18 protein-coding genes are annotated in these 15,258 nt (G+C 64.9%); 12 read left to right on the forward strand and 6 right to left on the reverse strand.

Annotation, left to right across the window (positions count from 1 at the left end; all coding sequences use genetic code 11):
* Window positions 1–57: 57 nt before the first annotated feature.
* Window positions 58–2,790 (reverse strand): preprotein translocase subunit SecA, encoded by a 2,733-nt coding sequence (gene secA / locus LB552_RS19670; protein WP_224532542.1) that lies wholly within the window; start codon window positions 2,788–2,790, stop codon window positions 58–60.
* 263 nt (window positions 2,791–3,053) lie between these two features.
* Here secA and LB552_RS19675 point away from each other — a divergent pair, with 263 nt between their 5' ends.
* The gene (locus LB552_RS19675; RefSeq protein ID WP_095767510.1) at window positions 3,054–3,971 is read left to right on the forward strand and encodes a peptidylprolyl isomerase; all 918 of its coding nucleotides are present in this window, start codon (window positions 3,054–3,056) and stop codon (window positions 3,969–3,971) included.
* A 60-nt stretch (window positions 3,972–4,031) separates the two neighbouring features.
* Here the strand turns inward: LB552_RS19675 and LB552_RS19680 are convergent, their stop codons facing one another.
* Complete coding sequence (locus tag LB552_RS19680) at window positions 4,032–4,625, reverse strand: TetR/AcrR family transcriptional regulator (RefSeq protein WP_224609539.1); 594 nt, start codon at window positions 4,623–4,625, stop codon at window positions 4,032–4,034.
* Between the two features lie 191 nt (window positions 4,626–4,816).
* Here LB552_RS19680 and argJ point away from each other — a divergent pair, with 191 nt between their 5' ends.
* The 5 genes from argJ to LB552_RS19705 all read left to right on the forward strand — a co-directional run bounded on the left by argJ (window position 4,817) and on the right by LB552_RS19705 (window position 8,033).
* On the forward strand, window positions 4,817–6,058 hold the full coding sequence (gene argJ, locus LB552_RS19685; protein WP_224609542.1) for a bifunctional glutamate N-acetyltransferase/amino-acid acetyltransferase ArgJ: 1,242 nt from the start codon (window positions 4,817–4,819) through the stop codon (window positions 6,056–6,058).
* Entirely contained in the window at window positions 6,058–6,837 is a 780-nt protein-coding gene (locus LB552_RS19690) for a GNAT family N-acetyltransferase (protein ID WP_181170685.1), read from the forward strand. The genes argJ and LB552_RS19690 overlap by 1 nt, the downstream gene beginning before the upstream one ends.
* Window positions 6,834–7,256, forward strand: coding sequence for a (deoxy)nucleoside triphosphate pyrophosphohydrolase (locus LB552_RS19695; protein WP_095767513.1), 423 nt, complete (start codon window positions 6,834–6,836; stop codon window positions 7,254–7,256). The genes LB552_RS19690 and LB552_RS19695 overlap by 4 nt, the downstream gene beginning before the upstream one ends.
* A 165-nt stretch (window positions 7,257–7,421) precedes the next feature.
* Window positions 7,422–7,742, forward strand: a complete 321-nt coding sequence (locus tag LB552_RS19700; protein ID WP_224609545.1) for a hypothetical protein — start codon at window positions 7,422–7,424, stop codon at window positions 7,740–7,742.
* Window positions 7,743–7,853: 111 nt separating this feature from the next.
* Window positions 7,854–8,033: a Flp family type IVb pilin gene (locus LB552_RS19705; protein ID WP_140847402.1), complete on the forward strand. Its 180-nt coding sequence runs from the start codon at window positions 7,854–7,856 to the stop codon at window positions 8,031–8,033.
* A gap of 18 nt (window positions 8,034–8,051) precedes the next feature.
* Here the strand turns inward: LB552_RS19705 and LB552_RS19710 are convergent, their stop codons facing one another.
* Window positions 8,052–8,924, reverse strand: coding sequence for a methyltransferase domain-containing protein (locus LB552_RS19710; RefSeq protein WP_224609548.1), 873 nt, complete (start codon window positions 8,922–8,924; stop codon window positions 8,052–8,054).
* A gap of 64 nt (window positions 8,925–8,988) precedes the next feature.
* Between LB552_RS19710 and LB552_RS19715 the strand changes: the two genes are divergently transcribed.
* From LB552_RS19715 to LB552_RS19730, 4 genes are all read left to right on the forward strand, one after another.
* Window positions 8,989–9,789, forward strand: coding sequence for a ComF family protein (locus LB552_RS19715; RefSeq protein ID WP_224609594.1), 801 nt, complete (start codon window positions 8,989–8,991; stop codon window positions 9,787–9,789).
* A gap of 76 nt (window positions 9,790–9,865) precedes the next feature.
* Window positions 9,866–10,135 (forward strand): glutaredoxin 3, encoded by a 270-nt coding sequence (grxC, locus tag LB552_RS19720; protein ID WP_224609551.1) that lies wholly within the window; start codon window positions 9,866–9,868, stop codon window positions 10,133–10,135.
* Window positions 10,136–10,137: 2 nt separating this feature from the next.
* Window positions 10,138–11,004 carry a carbon-nitrogen hydrolase family protein gene (locus tag LB552_RS19725; RefSeq protein WP_224609554.1) on the forward strand — a complete coding sequence of 289 codons (867 nt, stop codon included), beginning with the start codon at window positions 10,138–10,140 and terminating at the stop codon, window positions 11,002–11,004.
* A complete protein-coding gene (locus tag LB552_RS19730) occupies window positions 11,001–11,426 on the forward strand; it encodes a DUF1178 family protein (protein WP_224609557.1) in 426 nt (141 codons plus the stop codon). Before LB552_RS19725 ends, LB552_RS19730 begins: the two co-directional genes overlap by 4 nt.
* Window positions 11,427–11,606: 180 nt before the next feature.
* Here LB552_RS19730 and LB552_RS19735 read toward each other — a convergent pair whose 3' ends face one another.
* Window positions 11,607–12,104, reverse strand: coding sequence for a MarR family winged helix-turn-helix transcriptional regulator (locus tag LB552_RS19735; protein WP_224546089.1), 498 nt, complete (start codon window positions 12,102–12,104; stop codon window positions 11,607–11,609).
* A gap of 99 nt (window positions 12,105–12,203) precedes the next feature.
* Between LB552_RS19735 and LB552_RS19740 the strand changes: the two genes are divergently transcribed.
* Complete coding sequence (locus tag LB552_RS19740; protein WP_224609559.1) at window positions 12,204–13,136, forward strand: DMT family transporter; 933 nt, start codon at window positions 12,204–12,206, stop codon at window positions 13,134–13,136.
* Between the two features lie 157 nt (window positions 13,137–13,293).
* Here LB552_RS19740 and ubiG read toward each other — a convergent pair whose 3' ends face one another.
* Window positions 13,294–14,043, reverse strand: coding sequence for a bifunctional 2-polyprenyl-6-hydroxyphenol methylase/3-demethylubiquinol 3-O-methyltransferase UbiG (ubiG, locus tag LB552_RS19745; protein WP_095767522.1), 750 nt, complete (start codon window positions 14,041–14,043; stop codon window positions 13,294–13,296).
* A gap of 243 nt (window positions 14,044–14,286) precedes the next feature.
* On the opposite strand from ubiG, the gene LB552_RS19750 reads away from it, so the two are divergent.
* Window positions 14,287–14,844: a putative glycolipid-binding domain-containing protein gene (locus LB552_RS19750; protein ID WP_224609561.1), complete on the forward strand. Its 558-nt coding sequence runs from the start codon at window positions 14,287–14,289 to the stop codon at window positions 14,842–14,844.
* Between the two features lie 30 nt (window positions 14,845–14,874).
* Here LB552_RS19750 and LB552_RS19755 read toward each other — a convergent pair whose 3' ends face one another.
* Entirely contained in the window at window positions 14,875–15,171 is a 297-nt protein-coding gene (locus LB552_RS19755) for an antibiotic biosynthesis monooxygenase family protein (protein ID WP_224609564.1), read from the reverse strand.
* Window positions 15,172–15,258 lie beyond the last annotated feature (87 nt).

Below are 15,258 nucleotides of genomic sequence, written 5' to 3' on the forward strand. Positions count from 1 at the left end.
CCCTCATCCGCCCTTCGGGCACCTTCTCCCCGTTGAACGGTGAGAAGGAAATAGGCGTCAGGCGAACGTGCCGTGGCAGTGCTTGTACTTCTTGCCGGAGCCGCAGGGGCAGAGCTCGTTGCGGCCGACCTTGCCCCAGCTCGCGGGGTTCTTCGGATCGCGGTTTTCCGGTGCGACGACGGCGTTGGTGTCCTGACGCACCAGAAGCGCGGTCTCGCCGCCCTGGAAATCATCCTCGCCGGTGGAGCCGTCGATATGGCTGCCGAACATCTCGGGCGCTTCAGGCGGCGGCGCATCGGCCGCCTGGCGCACCAGCTCGACGCGCATCAGCTGCGCGGTGACGGCCTGCTCCAGATTGCCGAGCATGGCCTGGAACAGCTCGAAGGCCTCGCTCTTGTATTCCTGCAGCGGGTCGCGCTGGGCGTAGCCGCGGAAGCCGACGACCGAGCGCAGATGGTCGAGGTTGACGATGTGCTCGCGCCACAGATGGTCGAGCGTCTGCAGCACCACCGAGCGTTCGACATAGTTCATCACATCGGGGCCGAAGCGGTCGGCGCGCTCCTTGGCGGCGGCGTTGGCGGCGGCCGTGATGCGCTCGCGAATGTCGTCCTCGGCGATGCCTTCTTCCTTGACCCATTCCTCGACCGGCAGGTCGAGGTTGAGGTACTGCGCCACTTCCTCCTTGAGACCGGCGACGTTCCACTGCTCGGCATAGGCGTTTTCGGGGATGTTCTTGGCGACGATCTCCTCGATGACGCCTTCGCGCATCTCGGCAATGGTTTCGGCGAGACCTTCTCCGTCCATCAGCTCGATGCGCCGCTGGAACACCGCCTTGCGCTGGTCGTTGGCAACGTCGTCATATTTCAGGAGGTTCTTGCGGATGTCGAAGTTGCGCGCCTCGACCTTCTTCTGCGCTTTCTCGAGCGCCTTGTTGATCCAGGGATGGATGATCGCCTCGTCTTCCTTGAGGCCGAGCTTCTGCAGCATGCCGTCCATGCGCTCGGAGCCGAAGATGCGCATCAGATCGTCCTGCAGCGACAGGAAGAATTTCGAGCGGCCGGGATCGCCCTGCCTTCCCGAACGACCTCTAAGCTGGTTGTCGATGCGGCGCGATTCGTGGCGTTCGGTGGCAAGCACATAGAGGCCGCCGGCGGCCAGCGCCTTTTCCCTCAGGCGCTCGACGTCGGCGTGGATTTCCCTTTCCCGGGCCTCGCGCTCGGGGCCCTCGGGCATGTCTCCAAGTTCCTCCGCGATGCGCATCTCGGCATTGCCGCCGAGCTTGATGTCGGTGCCGCGGCCGGCCATGTTGGTGGCAATGGTGATGGCGCCGGGCTTGCCGGCCTGAGCGACGATGGCCGCCTCGCGCTCGTGGTGACGGGCGTTCAGCACTTCGAAGTCCTTGAAGCCGTCCTTGCGCAGGCGCTCGGCCAGCTGCTCGGATTTCTCGATCGAGGTGGTGCCGACCAGCGTCGGCTGGCCTTTGGCGCTGGCTTCGCGGATTTCCCTGACGATCGCCTTGTACTTCTCCTCGACCGTCCGGTAGACCTCATCGTCCTCATCCTTGCGAATGACCGGCAGGTTGGTCGGGATTTCGGTGACCTCGAGGCCGTAGATGTTGCCGAATTCCTCCGCCTCGGTCAGCGCCGTGCCGGTCATGCCGGCAAGCTTCTTGTAGAGGCGGAAATAGTTCTGGAAGGTGACGGAGGCCAGCGTCTGGTTCTCGGGCTGGATCTGCACGTGCTCCTTGGCCTCGAGCGCCTGGTGAAGGCCTTCCGAATAGCGGCGGCCCGGCATCATGCGGCCGGTGAACTCGTCGATGATGACGATCTCGCCATTGCGCACGATGTAGTCCCTGTCCTTCTGGAACAACAGGTGCGCCTTCAGCGCGTTGTTGACGTGATGGACGATGGCGACGTTCTCGACGTCATAGAGCGACTCGCCCTTCAACAGGCCGGCGTCGCGCAGCATGTTTTCCAGCTTCTCGGTGCCGTCCTCGGTGAAGATCGTCGTCTTCTGCTTCTCGTCGACCTCATAGTCGGCCGGGCCGAGCTTCAGCATGAAGGTGTCGATGGTGTTGTACATTTCCGAGCGGTCTTCGAGCGGACCGGAAATGATCAGCGGCGTGCGCGCTTCGTCGACCAGGATGGAATCGACCTCGTCGACGATGGCGTACGAGTGTCCACGCTGCACCATCTGCGAGCGCTCATACTTCATGTTGTCGCGCAGATAGTCGAAGCCGAGCTCGTTGTTGGTGGCATAGGTGACGTCGCAGGCGTAGGCCTCACGGCGTTCCTCGTCGGAAAGGCCGTGGACGATGACGCCGACGTTGAGGCCGAGGAATTTGTAGACGCGGCCCATCCATTCGGCGTCGCGCTTGGCGAGATAGTCGTTGACGGTGACAACATGCACGCCCTTGCCGGCGAGCGCATTGAGGTAAACCGGCAAGGTGGCGACCAGCGTCTTGCCCTCGCCGGTGCGCATCTCGGCGATGCCGCCATTGTGCAGCACCATGCCACCGATCAATTGCACGTCGAAGGGGCGCATGCCAAGCACGCGGCGGGCCGCCTCGCGCACCGTGGCGAAAGCCGGAACCAAGAGATCGTCGAGCGCAGCGCCGTTGGCCAGATCCTGGCGGAACTTTTCCGTGCGCCCCGCAAGCTCGGCATCGGAAAGCGCCCGCATCTCGTTTTCCATGGCGTTGATGGCTTCGACCCTTGGCCGGGTCGACTTGACGCGGCGGTCGTTGGAAGAACCGAAAACCTTACGGGCGAGACCGCCGAGACTGACCATCCAATGGCCCTTTCGATAGCAATTTAGCCGTTTGCGACAGGCACCTGGCGGGCCCATCAAATCCGCGTGAGTGCGGACAAACGCAAAAAGCGCCCGGAAAACGGTTCTGGACGCCAAGTCGTTGGACAGATAAGAGGGGGCTCAATCGATGTCAACGCCGCGTTAGCCCTATCGGCAGCGCCAAATTCCGCCACAATTCGACTGATCTGGAACCCTTCCGCTCACGCGATCCTTATTGGCAATCCCCATTGGAGTTTATCTTGATGTCCCTGTCGATCCGCCGCGCCTCGCTCGCCAGCCTCGGTCTGGCCTTCGGGCTCTCGGCTCTTTGCCTGTCGCCGCTGATGGCGCAAGAGACCAAGCCCGCCCAGCCGGACGCCACGGCGCCCGCGGCTGCTCCGGTCGATCCCAATGCCGTGATCGCCACCGTCAATGGCGAGAAGCTGACCGAGGCCGATCTTCGGCTCGCCGAAGGCGAACTGTCGCAGCAGTTCGCGCAACTGCCGCCTGAACAGCGCCGCGCTGCGGCCCTCTCGGCGGCGATCGAAATCCGCGTCATGGCCAAGAAGGCCGTCGACAGCGGCCTCGACAAGGACGCCGACTTCCAGCGCCGCATGGCTTTCCTGCAGGCGCGAGCCCTGCATGGCGAGGTCGTCGAGAAGGAAGTGGTCGACAAGGTGACGGACGCCGAAGTGCGCGCCCGCTATGACCAGGAAATCGCCAACACGCCGCCGGTCAACGAAATCCATGCCCGTCACATCCTCGTGAAGACGAAGGAAGAGGCCGAGGCGATCATCAAGCAGCTCGACGGCGGCGCCGATTTCCAGAAGCTCGCCAACGAACACACCAGCGATCCGAGCGGCAAGACCAGCGGCGGCGATCTCGGCTGGTTCGGCCCGGGGCAGATGGTGCCGGAATTCGACAAGGCGGCGTTCGCGCTCGACGTCGGCAAATATTCGAAGGAGCCGGTGCAGTCGCAGTTCGGCTGGCACGTCATCAAGGTCGAGGACAAGCGCGCCAAGCAGCCGCCGGCCTTCGACGACGTCAAGGACCAGGCTAAGCAGGCGGTGATCCGCGACAAGTATTTCGCCATGGTCAAGGAGCTGCGTGCGGCCGCCAAGGTCGAGATCCCGGACGAGAAGCTCAAGAAGGACATCGACACGCTGGAAGCCGGCAAGTAATCCGCTTGCGGCTGGATAATTCTGAAAGGGCGCCTTCGGGCGCCCTTTCGCTTTCGGGGGTCAAGCGTTCATTATGCCCCGCGTGATGTAGCGAATGGCGGCGCGGATCGCCGCCTTGTCCTCGTCGAGCCGTTCGGTCAGCAGATGCCGCCAGGCGAAAGAAGCGACCAGGTCGGCCACGATCCCGGCATCGACGTCGGCCGTCACCTCGCCGCGCGCCTTGGCGCGCTCGATCATCCGGCCGGTATGGCTGCGGCGTCCTTTTGAATATTCGGCAAGCGCGGCCGCGGCCGTCTCGTCCGACTGCGCCTCTGCGATCAGCGAGCGGAAGATGTTGCCCGACGGGGTGTCGCGCCAATGCGCGAACAGGTTCTCGAGGAAGCCGGCCAGATCGTCCTCGATGTTTCCGGTGTCGGGCGTCTCGACGCGCTTCTGCCGCTGGTAAACCTCGATCAGCAGGGCCGCCTTGCTCGGCCACCAGCGATAGATGGTCGGCTTTCCCGCCCGCGCCCGCCGGGCGACGGCCTCGATCGAAAAGCCGGCATAGCCCGCCTCGCGCAACACCGCCTCGGCGGCGTTGAGGATGGCATCGGCGCTCTCGGGACTGCGTTTTGCGCCGATCGACTTGCGCCCGCGAGCGGCGGCTTCGCCCATCGAGGTCTTCCTTGGCCGGTGAATCTGCAGCCGATCATATTGGCTTCGGCGACGAAACGAAACGACGTGTTTCCAATTGCAAGGCCGCCGGCCAAGCCGGCAAGGCGCGGCCAGAACGCCTCTTGCGCCGGCGCGCGCTATCGGGCAAACCGGCTTCCTTCCTTTCGTGTTCTTGCCGCTCCGGGATACCGATGTCTGCTACGATTTCGCCGCTCGCACCGAAGAAATATCCGAAGATGCCGGTCATCGAGGGTGTGCGCATCGCGACCGCCGAAGCCGGCATCAAGTACCGCAACAGAACCGACCTGCTGGCCATGGCCTTCGATCCGGGCACGGCTGTCGCCGGCGTGTTCACCAGGTCGAAATGCCCGTCGGCGCCCGTCGACTTCTGCCGTCAGAACCTGCCCGCCGGCAAGGCGCGTGTCCTGGTGGTCAATTCCGGCAATGCCAACGCCTTCACCGGCAAGAAGGGCCAGGCTTCGACCGCGCTGACCGGCGAGGCGGCGGCGAAGGCCGCCGCATGCTCCGAGAGCGAGGTGTTCCTGGCCTCGACCGGCGTCATCGGCGAGCCGCTCGACACGACCAGATTCAGCCATCTGCTGGCCGGCCTGATCAAGGACGGCAGGCCGGATCAGTGGACCGAGGCGGCCAAGGCGATCATGACCACGGACACCTATCCGAAGGTGGCGACGGCGACGGTCAAACTCGGCGACACCGACGTCATCATCAACGGCATCGCCAAGGGCGCCGGCATGATCGCGCCCGACATGGCGACGATGCTCTCCTTCATCGCCACCGACGCGCCGATCGCAGCTCCCGTGCTACAGGACCTGCTGTCGCGCGGCACGGCCAAGACCTTCAATGCGGTGACCGTCGACAGCGACACCTCGACCAGCGACACGCTGCTCTTCTTCGCCACCGGCAAGGCCGCGGCGCGCGGCGCGCCGGCGATCGGCGATCCCAAGGATGCGCGGCTCGGCGCCTTCCGCCGGGCGCTCGGCAAGGTGCTGAAGTCGCTGGCGCTGCAGGTGGTGCGCGACGGCGAGGGCGCGCGCAAGCAGGTCGAGGTCACCGTCACCGGCGCGAAGTCCGCCCGCTCGGCCAAGCGCATCGCGCTCTCGATCGCCAATTCGCCTCTGGTCAAGACGGCCGTCGCCGGCGAGGACGCCAATTGGGGCCGCGTGGTCATGGCCGTCGGCAAGGCCGGCGAGCCGGCCGACCGCGACCGGCTGTCGATCTGGTTCGGCGACAACCGCCTGGCGCATGAGGGCGAGCGCGATCCGGCCTATTCGGAGGAAGCGACCTCGGCCTATATGAAGCGCGACGATATCCGCATCCGCGCCGATCTCGGCATCGGCCGCGGCAAGGCGACGGTGTGGACCTGCGACCTCACCAAGGAATATGTCGCCATCAATGGCGATTACCGGAGCTGATGGCGCCGGTGTCGAGGCATCCGGCAAGCGTGCTCGCGGTTGTGCGTCGCTACGAGGCGGCGGGTTTTCGCGCCTGGCCGGCGGCCGCCGTCCATTATGACGGGACCTGGGTCGTGCGGCTGACCGCAGGTCTCCCCGCCAAGCGCCTCAACTCCGTCAATCCGCTCGATCCGGGCGACACGCACGCCATCGAAGAGCGCATCGGCCGCGCCGCAAGACGCTTCGACGCCTATGGCAGGCCGCTCACCTTTCGCATGTCGCCGCTGTCGGGACAGGTCTTGTCCACGCATCTCGACAAGGCCGGCTGGAACATGTTCGACGAATCCCTGGTGATGCGGTTGCCGCTGAAAGAGGTCGAGCTTGGCGCGGCCATGGACCAGATTCCGCTCAAGGACATCAGCCGTTTCATCGGCGCCTCGCTGAGGACGAGCGGCTCGGACGCCTCGCTGCGGCCCGGTCTGTCCGAAGTCATCGGCGCCATCCAGCCGGAAGCGGGGCTATTCGCGCTCGAGGACGGCAACGAGCCGCTGGCGACGCTGATCTGCGTTCATGACGGCGATCTCGCGGGTCTGTTCGAGGTCGCCACCGAAAAGTCGGCACGCAAGAAGGGCCATGGCCGCAATCTCATCCTGTCGGCGCTGAAATGGGCACGGCTCCGCGGCGCGCGGGAGGCCTGGCTACAGGTCGAGGCCGGCAATGCGCCGGCGCTCTCGCTCTACCGGTCGCTCGGCTTCGAGGAAGTCTATCGCTACCACTATCGTCGGCCGCCGGGCGCATGAGCGAGGTCAAGCCGGCCGGAAAGCGACTGCTGCTGGTCGCCGCCTGCGCGCTGGTCGATACCGACCGGCGCGTGCTTCTGGCGCAGCGCCCGGAAGGCAAGCAGCTTGCCGGCCTGTGGGAGTTTCCAGGCGGCAAGGTCGAGCCCGGCGAGACGCCGGAGGAGTGCCTGGTCCGCGAGTTGCATGAGGAACTCGGCATCGAGACCGAGATCCCATGCCTGGCGCCGCTCACCTTCGCCAGCCATTCCTATGACGATTTCCATCTCCTGATGCCGCTTTATGTCTGCCGCCGCTTTCGCGGGATCGCGCAGCCCAGGGAAGGACAGGGGCTCAAATGGGTCAGGCCGCGGCAGATGCGCGACTACCCGATGCCGCCGGCCGATGCGCCGCTGATCCAGTTCCTCATCGACCTTTTGTAGTTTCGCGCCGACTTGGCGGCAGGTGGGCGTTTCCCGGGCGGCCGAGTGTTTCCGCAGGTTTCCGGGAGCTGGTTTAGTCAGCGTTAATGGAAGATTTATCTCGACGTGAAAAATTGCGCGAGGCCGTTTCGCGCGGCGATATCGTCGATGACTGGGAAACACGGCATGAGCCTTGAAAGAGACTGGGATTCGATCCGGCCCGACCGGGGATTTCGCGCGGTGGACGCCGGCATGGGCATCCTGCGGATCACGCTTCTCTTCGGCTCGGCGGCGGTGGCGCTGGCGCTGATCGCAACGCCTTTCCTGGACAACCAGGCCCGGCCGCAGAGCGTTCGCGACGGCTTCGCGGGCGGGCTCGACATGACCGCGACCGGATCGATCGGCCATCGCCCCAATACATATACGGTGCGCCGCAGCGTGCTGCAGCCCTTGCCCAGTTCAATCTGCGTCATCCGCAACGACGGCAGCCGCAGCGGCGAGTGCTGACTTGGTTAACGATTTTCCGGCGCGGCGGCGTTTCACTCGCTGTTAAGCTTTTGCCGTTAACCTTTCTTAACGGGTAGGACATTAGAGTTTCTGCATGAGGGATCGATGATCATGAAAAACCTGCTGCAGCAATTCATCCAAGACGAAACGGGCGCTACGGCCGTCGAATATGGTCTGATCGTCGCGGTGTTGTCGCTGGCCATCGTTGCCGGGGTCAAACAGGCGGCAGACGGGCTGGTGTGGCTTTTCACCGACAACAACAGCAAGCTTGCCAACGCCTTCGCTCACTGACGGCATCACGGGGGGCGCTCAGGTCCTGGACGGGTTCTCCAGGACCGCCTTGAGCGAGACCTTGGCGGATCCCGGCTTGAGCGGCTTTTGCTGCGAGGCGTCGGGCGCCCAGCCGGACATCCAGACAATCGAAAAACTCGCGCGGATACGGCCATCCGGATCCGCGAACCGCTCGGCGTAGAGCTCCGCGGCGCGGGCAAAAAGCCGTCTGCCGGCCGGCCTGCGGCTGCGATCGACGAGCGCGTTTGTTTCGCCCATGGCGCGCAGGTCGGCGGCGAGGTCGAACAGCGTGTCGTAGCGCACCGCGACCGTTTCGACATCGGCGACCGGCAAGGCCAGGCCGGCGCGCTGCAACAGCGCGCCCGCGTCGCGCACGTCGGTGAAGGGAAGGATGCGCGGGCTTGCGCCGCCGTAAATCTCCGTCTCGGCCGCCAGCATGCTCTCGCGCAATTCCGCCAATGTGCCCGCGCCGGCGAAAGCGCCGAGGAAAAGCCCGTCCGGTCGCAACGCCCGGCGGATTTGCGCAAGCACGCCGGGAATGTCGTTCATCGCATGCATCGAGAGCAGGGAGACGACGAGATCGAGGCTGGCCTCCTCGAACGGCACGGTCTCAGGCGGCGCTACCAGGCCGATGCCGCCGGCCAGAAGCGCTTCGTCCATCTCGACGCGCACGATTTCGCCGACCTTGCCGCTGCCGGCAAGCACGTCCACGGCCGCTGAAGTCTGACAGAACAGCGCGGCCGCCTTGCCGAAGCGGCGTTCGACGGCGCCCAGCCGGTCGGCAAGGTCCTCCGCGGCGCGGCGCATCAGGAAATCGGCGCCTTCGACGGGGCGCGCGAGTGCCCGGCGCTTGCGAGCGAGCCAGAGCTCGGTGTCGATCAAGGGCTGCAATGAAAGCTTCCTGTTGTCCGCGCGTGCCGGAGTGGTGTTAAGGTGGCGCGGGGTTTCCTTTCACGTGGCCGATCCGGTGCACAAGATCAAGACCACAGCGGTCCAGGATATGACGCGGCAGGCACTGGCCTGGCCGGCGCGGCTGTTGTTTCCGCCGGTTTGCGCCGGCTGCCGTCGTCATGTGTCGCAACCCGGCGTGCTGTGCGGCGCCTGCTGGCCGAAGCTTAGGCTGCTGGAAAAACCCTGGTGCCCGGTGATGGGCACGCCGTTCACGCACGACATGGGCGAGGGGTTTCTTTCCGCCGAGGCAATCGCCGATCCGCCGCCCTTCGAGCGGGCGCGGGCCGCCGTCCTCTATTCGGGCGTCGCGCGGCAGATGGTGCAAGGGCTGAAATATCAGGACCGAACCGACCTAGCGCCCTGGATGGCAAACTGGATGATGCGCGCCGGCGCGGAACTGATTGCGGAGGCCGACCTGGTCGTGCCGGTCCCGTTGCACTGGCGGCGCTTCTTCCGGCGTCAATTCAACCAGTCAGCGGAACTCGGACGGGCCGTTGCAAAGCTCAGCGGGCTGCCCTTCTCGCCATCCGCGGTCAGGCGCGTGAAGCTGACGCGCCAGCAGGTCGGGCTCGAACGGCACGAGCGCGAGGAGAATGTGCGCGCCGCGTTTCGCGTGCCGCCGGACGCTGAAATCGAGATAGCGGGGCGCCGGGTGCTCGTGGTCGACGATGTCTATACCACCGGCGCAACGGTGCGGGCCGTCGCCAAGGCGCTGAAGAAAGGCGGCGCCGGAGCGGTCGACGTGCTGACCTTCGCGCGCGTTCTGCCGGGGGACTTCCGAGCCGATGAGTCTGCAACTATATAGTGCTTAAGTTGTTGTTTTGGTGCATGTCGTTTTCGCGCAACTGTCGAGCGACGTGGATAGACAGGATTGCTGATTGATGGTCGATGTGACGATCTATACGCGCATGATGTGCGGCTATTGCACGGCCGCCAAGCGGTTGCTCGAGCGCAAGGGCGTGACCTATACCGAGCACGACGCTTCATTCTCGCCGAAATTGCGCCAGGAAATGATTTCACGGGCACATGGGCGCACCACTTTTCCGCAGATATTCATCGGCGACACGCATGTTGGCGGCTGCGACGATCTCCATAAATTGGAGTCGCAGGGGCGGCTGGACGTGCTGCTTGCCAACGAAGCGAGGGCTTGATCATGGGTGTTTTCAAGGCGGCGGCGGTGCAGATGCGTTCGGGGACCAGCCCGGAGCGCAATGCGGCCGACATGGAAAGACTGGTCCGCGATGCCGCACATCAGGGTGCCACCTACGTCCAGACGCCGGAAATGACCGGTGCGCTGATCCGCGACAAGCAGGCGGGGGCGGCCGCCTTCACCACCGAAGACAAGGACGTGGTCGTCGCGACCGCGCGCAGGCTGGCGAAGGAGCTCGGCATTTTTCTGCATGTCGGCTCGACGGCGATTCTGCGCGCCGACGGCAAGCTCGCCAACCGCGCGTTCCTGTTCTCGCCCGACGGCGCCCTTATTGCCGGTTACGACAAGATCCATATGTTCGATGTCGACCTCGACAATGGCGAGAGCTGGCGTGAATCCGCCTCCTACGAGCCGGGAACGGAAGCGGTCGTGACCGATATCGGGGGGACGAGGCTCGGCTTTGCCGTGTGCTACGACCTGCGCTTTCCGCAGCTGTTTCGCGCCGAGGCGATGGCCGGGGCCGAGGTGCTGACGGTGCCGGCCGCTTTCACGCGCCAGACCGGAGAGGCGCATTGGCACGTGCTGTTGCGCGCCCGCGCCATCGAGAACGGCGCCTATGTCATCGCCGCCGCGCAGGGCGGCCTGCATGAGGACGGGCGCGAAACTTATGGCCATTCGCTGATCGTCGATCCGTGGGGGCGCATCGTCGCCGAGGCCGCGCATGACGAACCCGGGGTGACCGTCGCCGAGATCGATCCGGCGCAGTCGCTTGCCGCGCGCCGCAAGATCCCCAATTTGAAGAACGCGCGGGACTTCACCGTCAATGCCGGGACAAGCGAAGCGCCGCGTTTCAGGGGTGCCGCCTCTTGATCCGTTTTTCCCTGATCTGCGAACACGAGCACGAATTCGAAGCCTGGTTCCGCAGCAATGACGACTTCGACACCCAGAAGAAGCGCGGTTTCGTCGATTGCCCGCGCTGCGGCTCGCACATGATAGAGAAGGCGCTGATGGCGCCCGCCGTCTCAACGTCCCGCAAACAGGAGAAGGTCGCCTTGGCCATGGGCGAGGCACAGAAGCAGGCGCTGGCTCAGTTGAAGGCGCTGGCCGAGAAGGTGCGCGAGAATGCCGACTATGTCGGCGACAAGTTCGCCGAGGAAGCGCGCAAGATCCATTTCGGCGAGACCGACCCGCGCGGCATCTATGGCGAAGCGACGCCGGAGGAGGCGCAAAGCCTCGTCGAGGACGGCGTCGAGTTCATGCCGATTCCGAGCTTTCCGGACGACCGGAACTGAGGTGTGTCGATATTCAGGTGATGCCGGCCTGCGAATGGCGGCTTCCTGCGCTTCCGGTGCTCACGTACTTTAAGTACGCTCCGCTCCGGTTCTCGTAAGCCACCATTCTCGGCTCGGCCTGACCTGAATCTCAATACACCTTGGCGCAAGTTCACGAAGGTGGAAAGCAGGAGGCATACGCTAGGCAGAGGTTTGGCCCAAGCTTCCGATCAGTTTTTCCAGCAGTTTCGCCAGCATGTCCCGGTCCTCGCGTGTCAGGCCGGCGAGGATTTCATGCTCGTTGGCGACGTGGGCGGCAAGCGCTTCGTTGATGAGCTCGAGCCCTTTCCCGGTCAATTGCACCACAACACCGCGCCGGTCGTTGGGATGCGGCGCGCGCTGGATAAGGCCGGCCTTCTCCAGCCGGTCGAGGCGTGCGGTCATGGCGCCCGACGTCACCATCGTCGCCTCGTAAAGCTCGGTCGGCGTCAGCGCATAGGGCGCGCCGGAACGGCGCAGCGTCGCCAGCACATCGAATTCGCCGGACTGCAGCCCGAAGCGGGCGAAGACCGGCGCCAAGCGGTCGCGCGCGATGAGCGCCGAGACCTCGTTCAGCCGCCCGATGACGCCCATGGGCGACACGTCGAGGTCCGGGCGCTCCCGTCGCCACTGTTCCATGGCTTTGCCTGCTCGATCCATGTTGCTCACCACAAAGTATCTTGACATAAAGAATCTTGGCATTATCTTACTGCAACAAGAACTGGCCGCCAAGCGGTCTCGCAGCGACAGGACGAACCAATGAGATTTCTCTGGGATTCAGCGATTTGGCTTTTGGTCGTGACGGGCGGCCTGCTCGGCATGACGCTGCCGTTCGGCAAGCTCGCCACCGCGGCCGGAGTGCCGGCCATGGTCTGGGCCTTCGTCATCTCGCTGGGCGCAGGCGGCGTGCTGTTTCTGGCGCTTCTGCTGGGCGGCGAGCGCATCCGGCTGACCCCGCACAAGCTGCGCTATTTCTTCGTCACCGCAGCGATTTCCTACGCCATTCCCAATCTTCTGATGTTCTCGGCCATCCCGCATCTCGGCGCCGGCTACACCGGCATCATGTTCACCCTGTCGCCGGTGATCACGCTGGTGTTCTCGATCGTGCTCGGTGTCAAGCGCCCCAATCTGCTCGGGGTCATCGGCATCGCCGTCGGCTTTGTCGGCGCGGCGATGGTCGCGCTGACGCGCGGCGAGGCAGGGCAGCCGGCCGATTATTTCTGGGTGGCGATCGGGCTGCTCATCCCGGTCAGCCTGGCCGCCGGCAACATCTACCGCACCGTCGACTGGCCGCAAGGCACGGGCCCGATCGAGCTGGCGGTCGGCAGCCATCTGGCGTCGGCCACGCTGCTCCTCATCGGCATTTTGACGCTTTTGGGCGGGCAAGCCTTCATTCCGCTCGGCGGCGTGCCGCTCGTGGTCGTCGGCCAGGTAGCGTCGGCCTCGGCGATGTTCGCCTTCTTCTTCCGCCTGCAGGCGGTCGGCGGGCCGGTCTATCTCAGCCAGATCGGCTATGTGGCGGCGGCCGTCGGCCTGTTCGCCGGCACGATCTTCCTCGGCGAGCACTACCAGCTTCTGACCTGGCTGGGCGCCGCCATCATCACCGCCGGCGTCTTCATCACGACCAAGGCGCAAAGCCAGACCGGCGCGCCGGCGCCGGTCCGGGTCGAGCCGGCGGCGTCCCGCAGCTAGAGCAATTCCAGGAAAAGTGTGAGCGGTTTTCCGTCCGGAATTGCGCCAAAACAAAGAGATAGAGCGGTTCGCCGTTTCCGTGAAACGGTGAAACGCTCTAGTTCTCGTTGCCGCCGGCCACTGGAGGCGTGAGGCGGGCGGTCCGGCTTGCCGCCGTTCAGACCGAAGCTTTCTCCGCCAACACCATGTAGTTGACGTCCATGTCCCTGGACTTCTGCCAGCGGTCGGCCAGCGGATGATAGATGACGCCGGTGCGGTCGATCACCGTGAGCCCGGCGGCGCCCAGCGCCTTCGCCAGCTCCTCCGGGCGGACCAGCTTGCCGAACTGATGCGTGCCGCGCGGCAGCCAGCGCAGCAGATATTCGGCGCCGATGATGGCAAGGCCGAGCGCCTTCAGCGTGCGGTTGATGGTGGCGACGAACATGATGCCGCCGGGGCGGACCATCTGGCCGCATTTGGCTACGAACAGGTCGACATCGGCGACATGCTCGACCACTTCCATGTTCAGGATGACATCGAAGGTCTCGCCGGCATCGGCCAGCGCCTCGGCCGTGGTGGCGCGGTAGTCGACGCTGACGCCGGCCTCCGCCGCGTGCAGCTTCGCCACTTCGATGTTGGTCGCGGAAGCATCGGCGCCGACCACTTCGGCGCCAAGCCTGGCCATAGGCTCGCACAGCAAACCGCCGCCGCAGCCGATATCGAGGAAGCGCAGGCCATCGAAAGGCCGCGCCGCGCGCGGATCGCGGCCGAAACGGGCCGCAACCTGATCGCGGATATAGGCAAGCCGCACCGGATTGAACTTGTGCAGCGGACGGAACTTGCCATTCGGGTTCCACCATTCGGCGGCAAGGGCGGAGAAGCGTTCCACTTCTCCGGCATCGATGGTCGATCGGCGGGGCTCTGGCATAGGCGGGTCTCCTCGAACGCCAAGAAGTCGGGGAACGCTAGGAAGTCGGGCGCGGGGGAGGGAATGTCAAGGCGGGTTTTTGCTGCTGACGTCAGACCGCCGGCAGGTCCAACCATGTCGATGGATCAGGCCGCGTTCTGTCAGCACCTGACAGCTTGGTTGCCGCGCTGCCGAAACAAATCGGATGGGCGAACGAAAAGCTGTCATGAACAGGGAGCGAGACCGAGACGGGAGTGTGCGAAAATGCGAATTCTGGCTTCGATCCTTTGGCAACGGCTCGACCTGGAGGGGCACGACGCTTGCCTGCTTGGCGAGACGGATGACAGCCGGGCTCTCAAGGGCCATGCGCTTTTCGTCCATGACGCCGGTCCGTGCGGCCTTGCCTATGAGGTGGATTGCGACCTGAGCTGGCGTACCCGCAGGGCGCGGGTCGACGGCTTTTGCGGGATGCGGGAGATGCATTATCAGATTGAACGTCTTGCCGACGGCCAGTGGCTGCTGAACGGCGCAAGCCAGGCGGAGGTTGCCGGTCTCGTCGACGTCGATCTCGGCTTCACGCCCGCCACCAACCTTCTGGCGATCCGTCGGCTCGAGCTTGGCGCCGGCATGGCGGCGCCGGCGCCGGCCGCCTATCTGGCCTTTCCTGAACTCAGGCTCTCGCGCCTCGAACAGATCTACCGGCGGCTCGACGACAGCCGCTATGCTTATGCCGCGCCCGTGTACGGCTACGATGCTGTCCTGACGGTCTCGCCGGCCGGTTTCGTTCTCGACTATCCCGGTCTGTGGCGAAGCGCTACCTGAGCCGCGAGCGCGCGACCGGCAATGTCGTGATCAACGCGAGAGCGCGATCGTTGCGTGGTTCATGGCGACGCTGGTCGGCTCGATCGCCTGCACGGCTTCGCTGCCGCCGATCTCGGCCATGATGCGGTCGGCCGCCGCCTGGGCCTGTTCCATGCTCTGCCAGCGCACCACATCCACCCAGCTTCCGTCCTCGCGCCGGCCGAGATGCCGGCTGAGGAAGCCTGGCTGCCGGGCGAGCCAGTCAGTGATGACGCCGTTGCTGGCGACAAAGCCGGCTTCGGCGCCGGACTTGAGGCGGAAGGTGACGATCTCCAGGGTTTCGGTCATGACAATCTCCCAACGGGCCGTTTCGTCGGTCTTATGGCATGATCGGCGACAAGATTCTGTCAGGATAGACGGTGCCGGGCCGCTCTT

This window comes from Mesorhizobium sp. CA7, assembly GCF_020165015.1.
GTDB lineage: Bacteria > Pseudomonadota > Alphaproteobacteria > Rhizobiales > Rhizobiaceae > Mesorhizobium.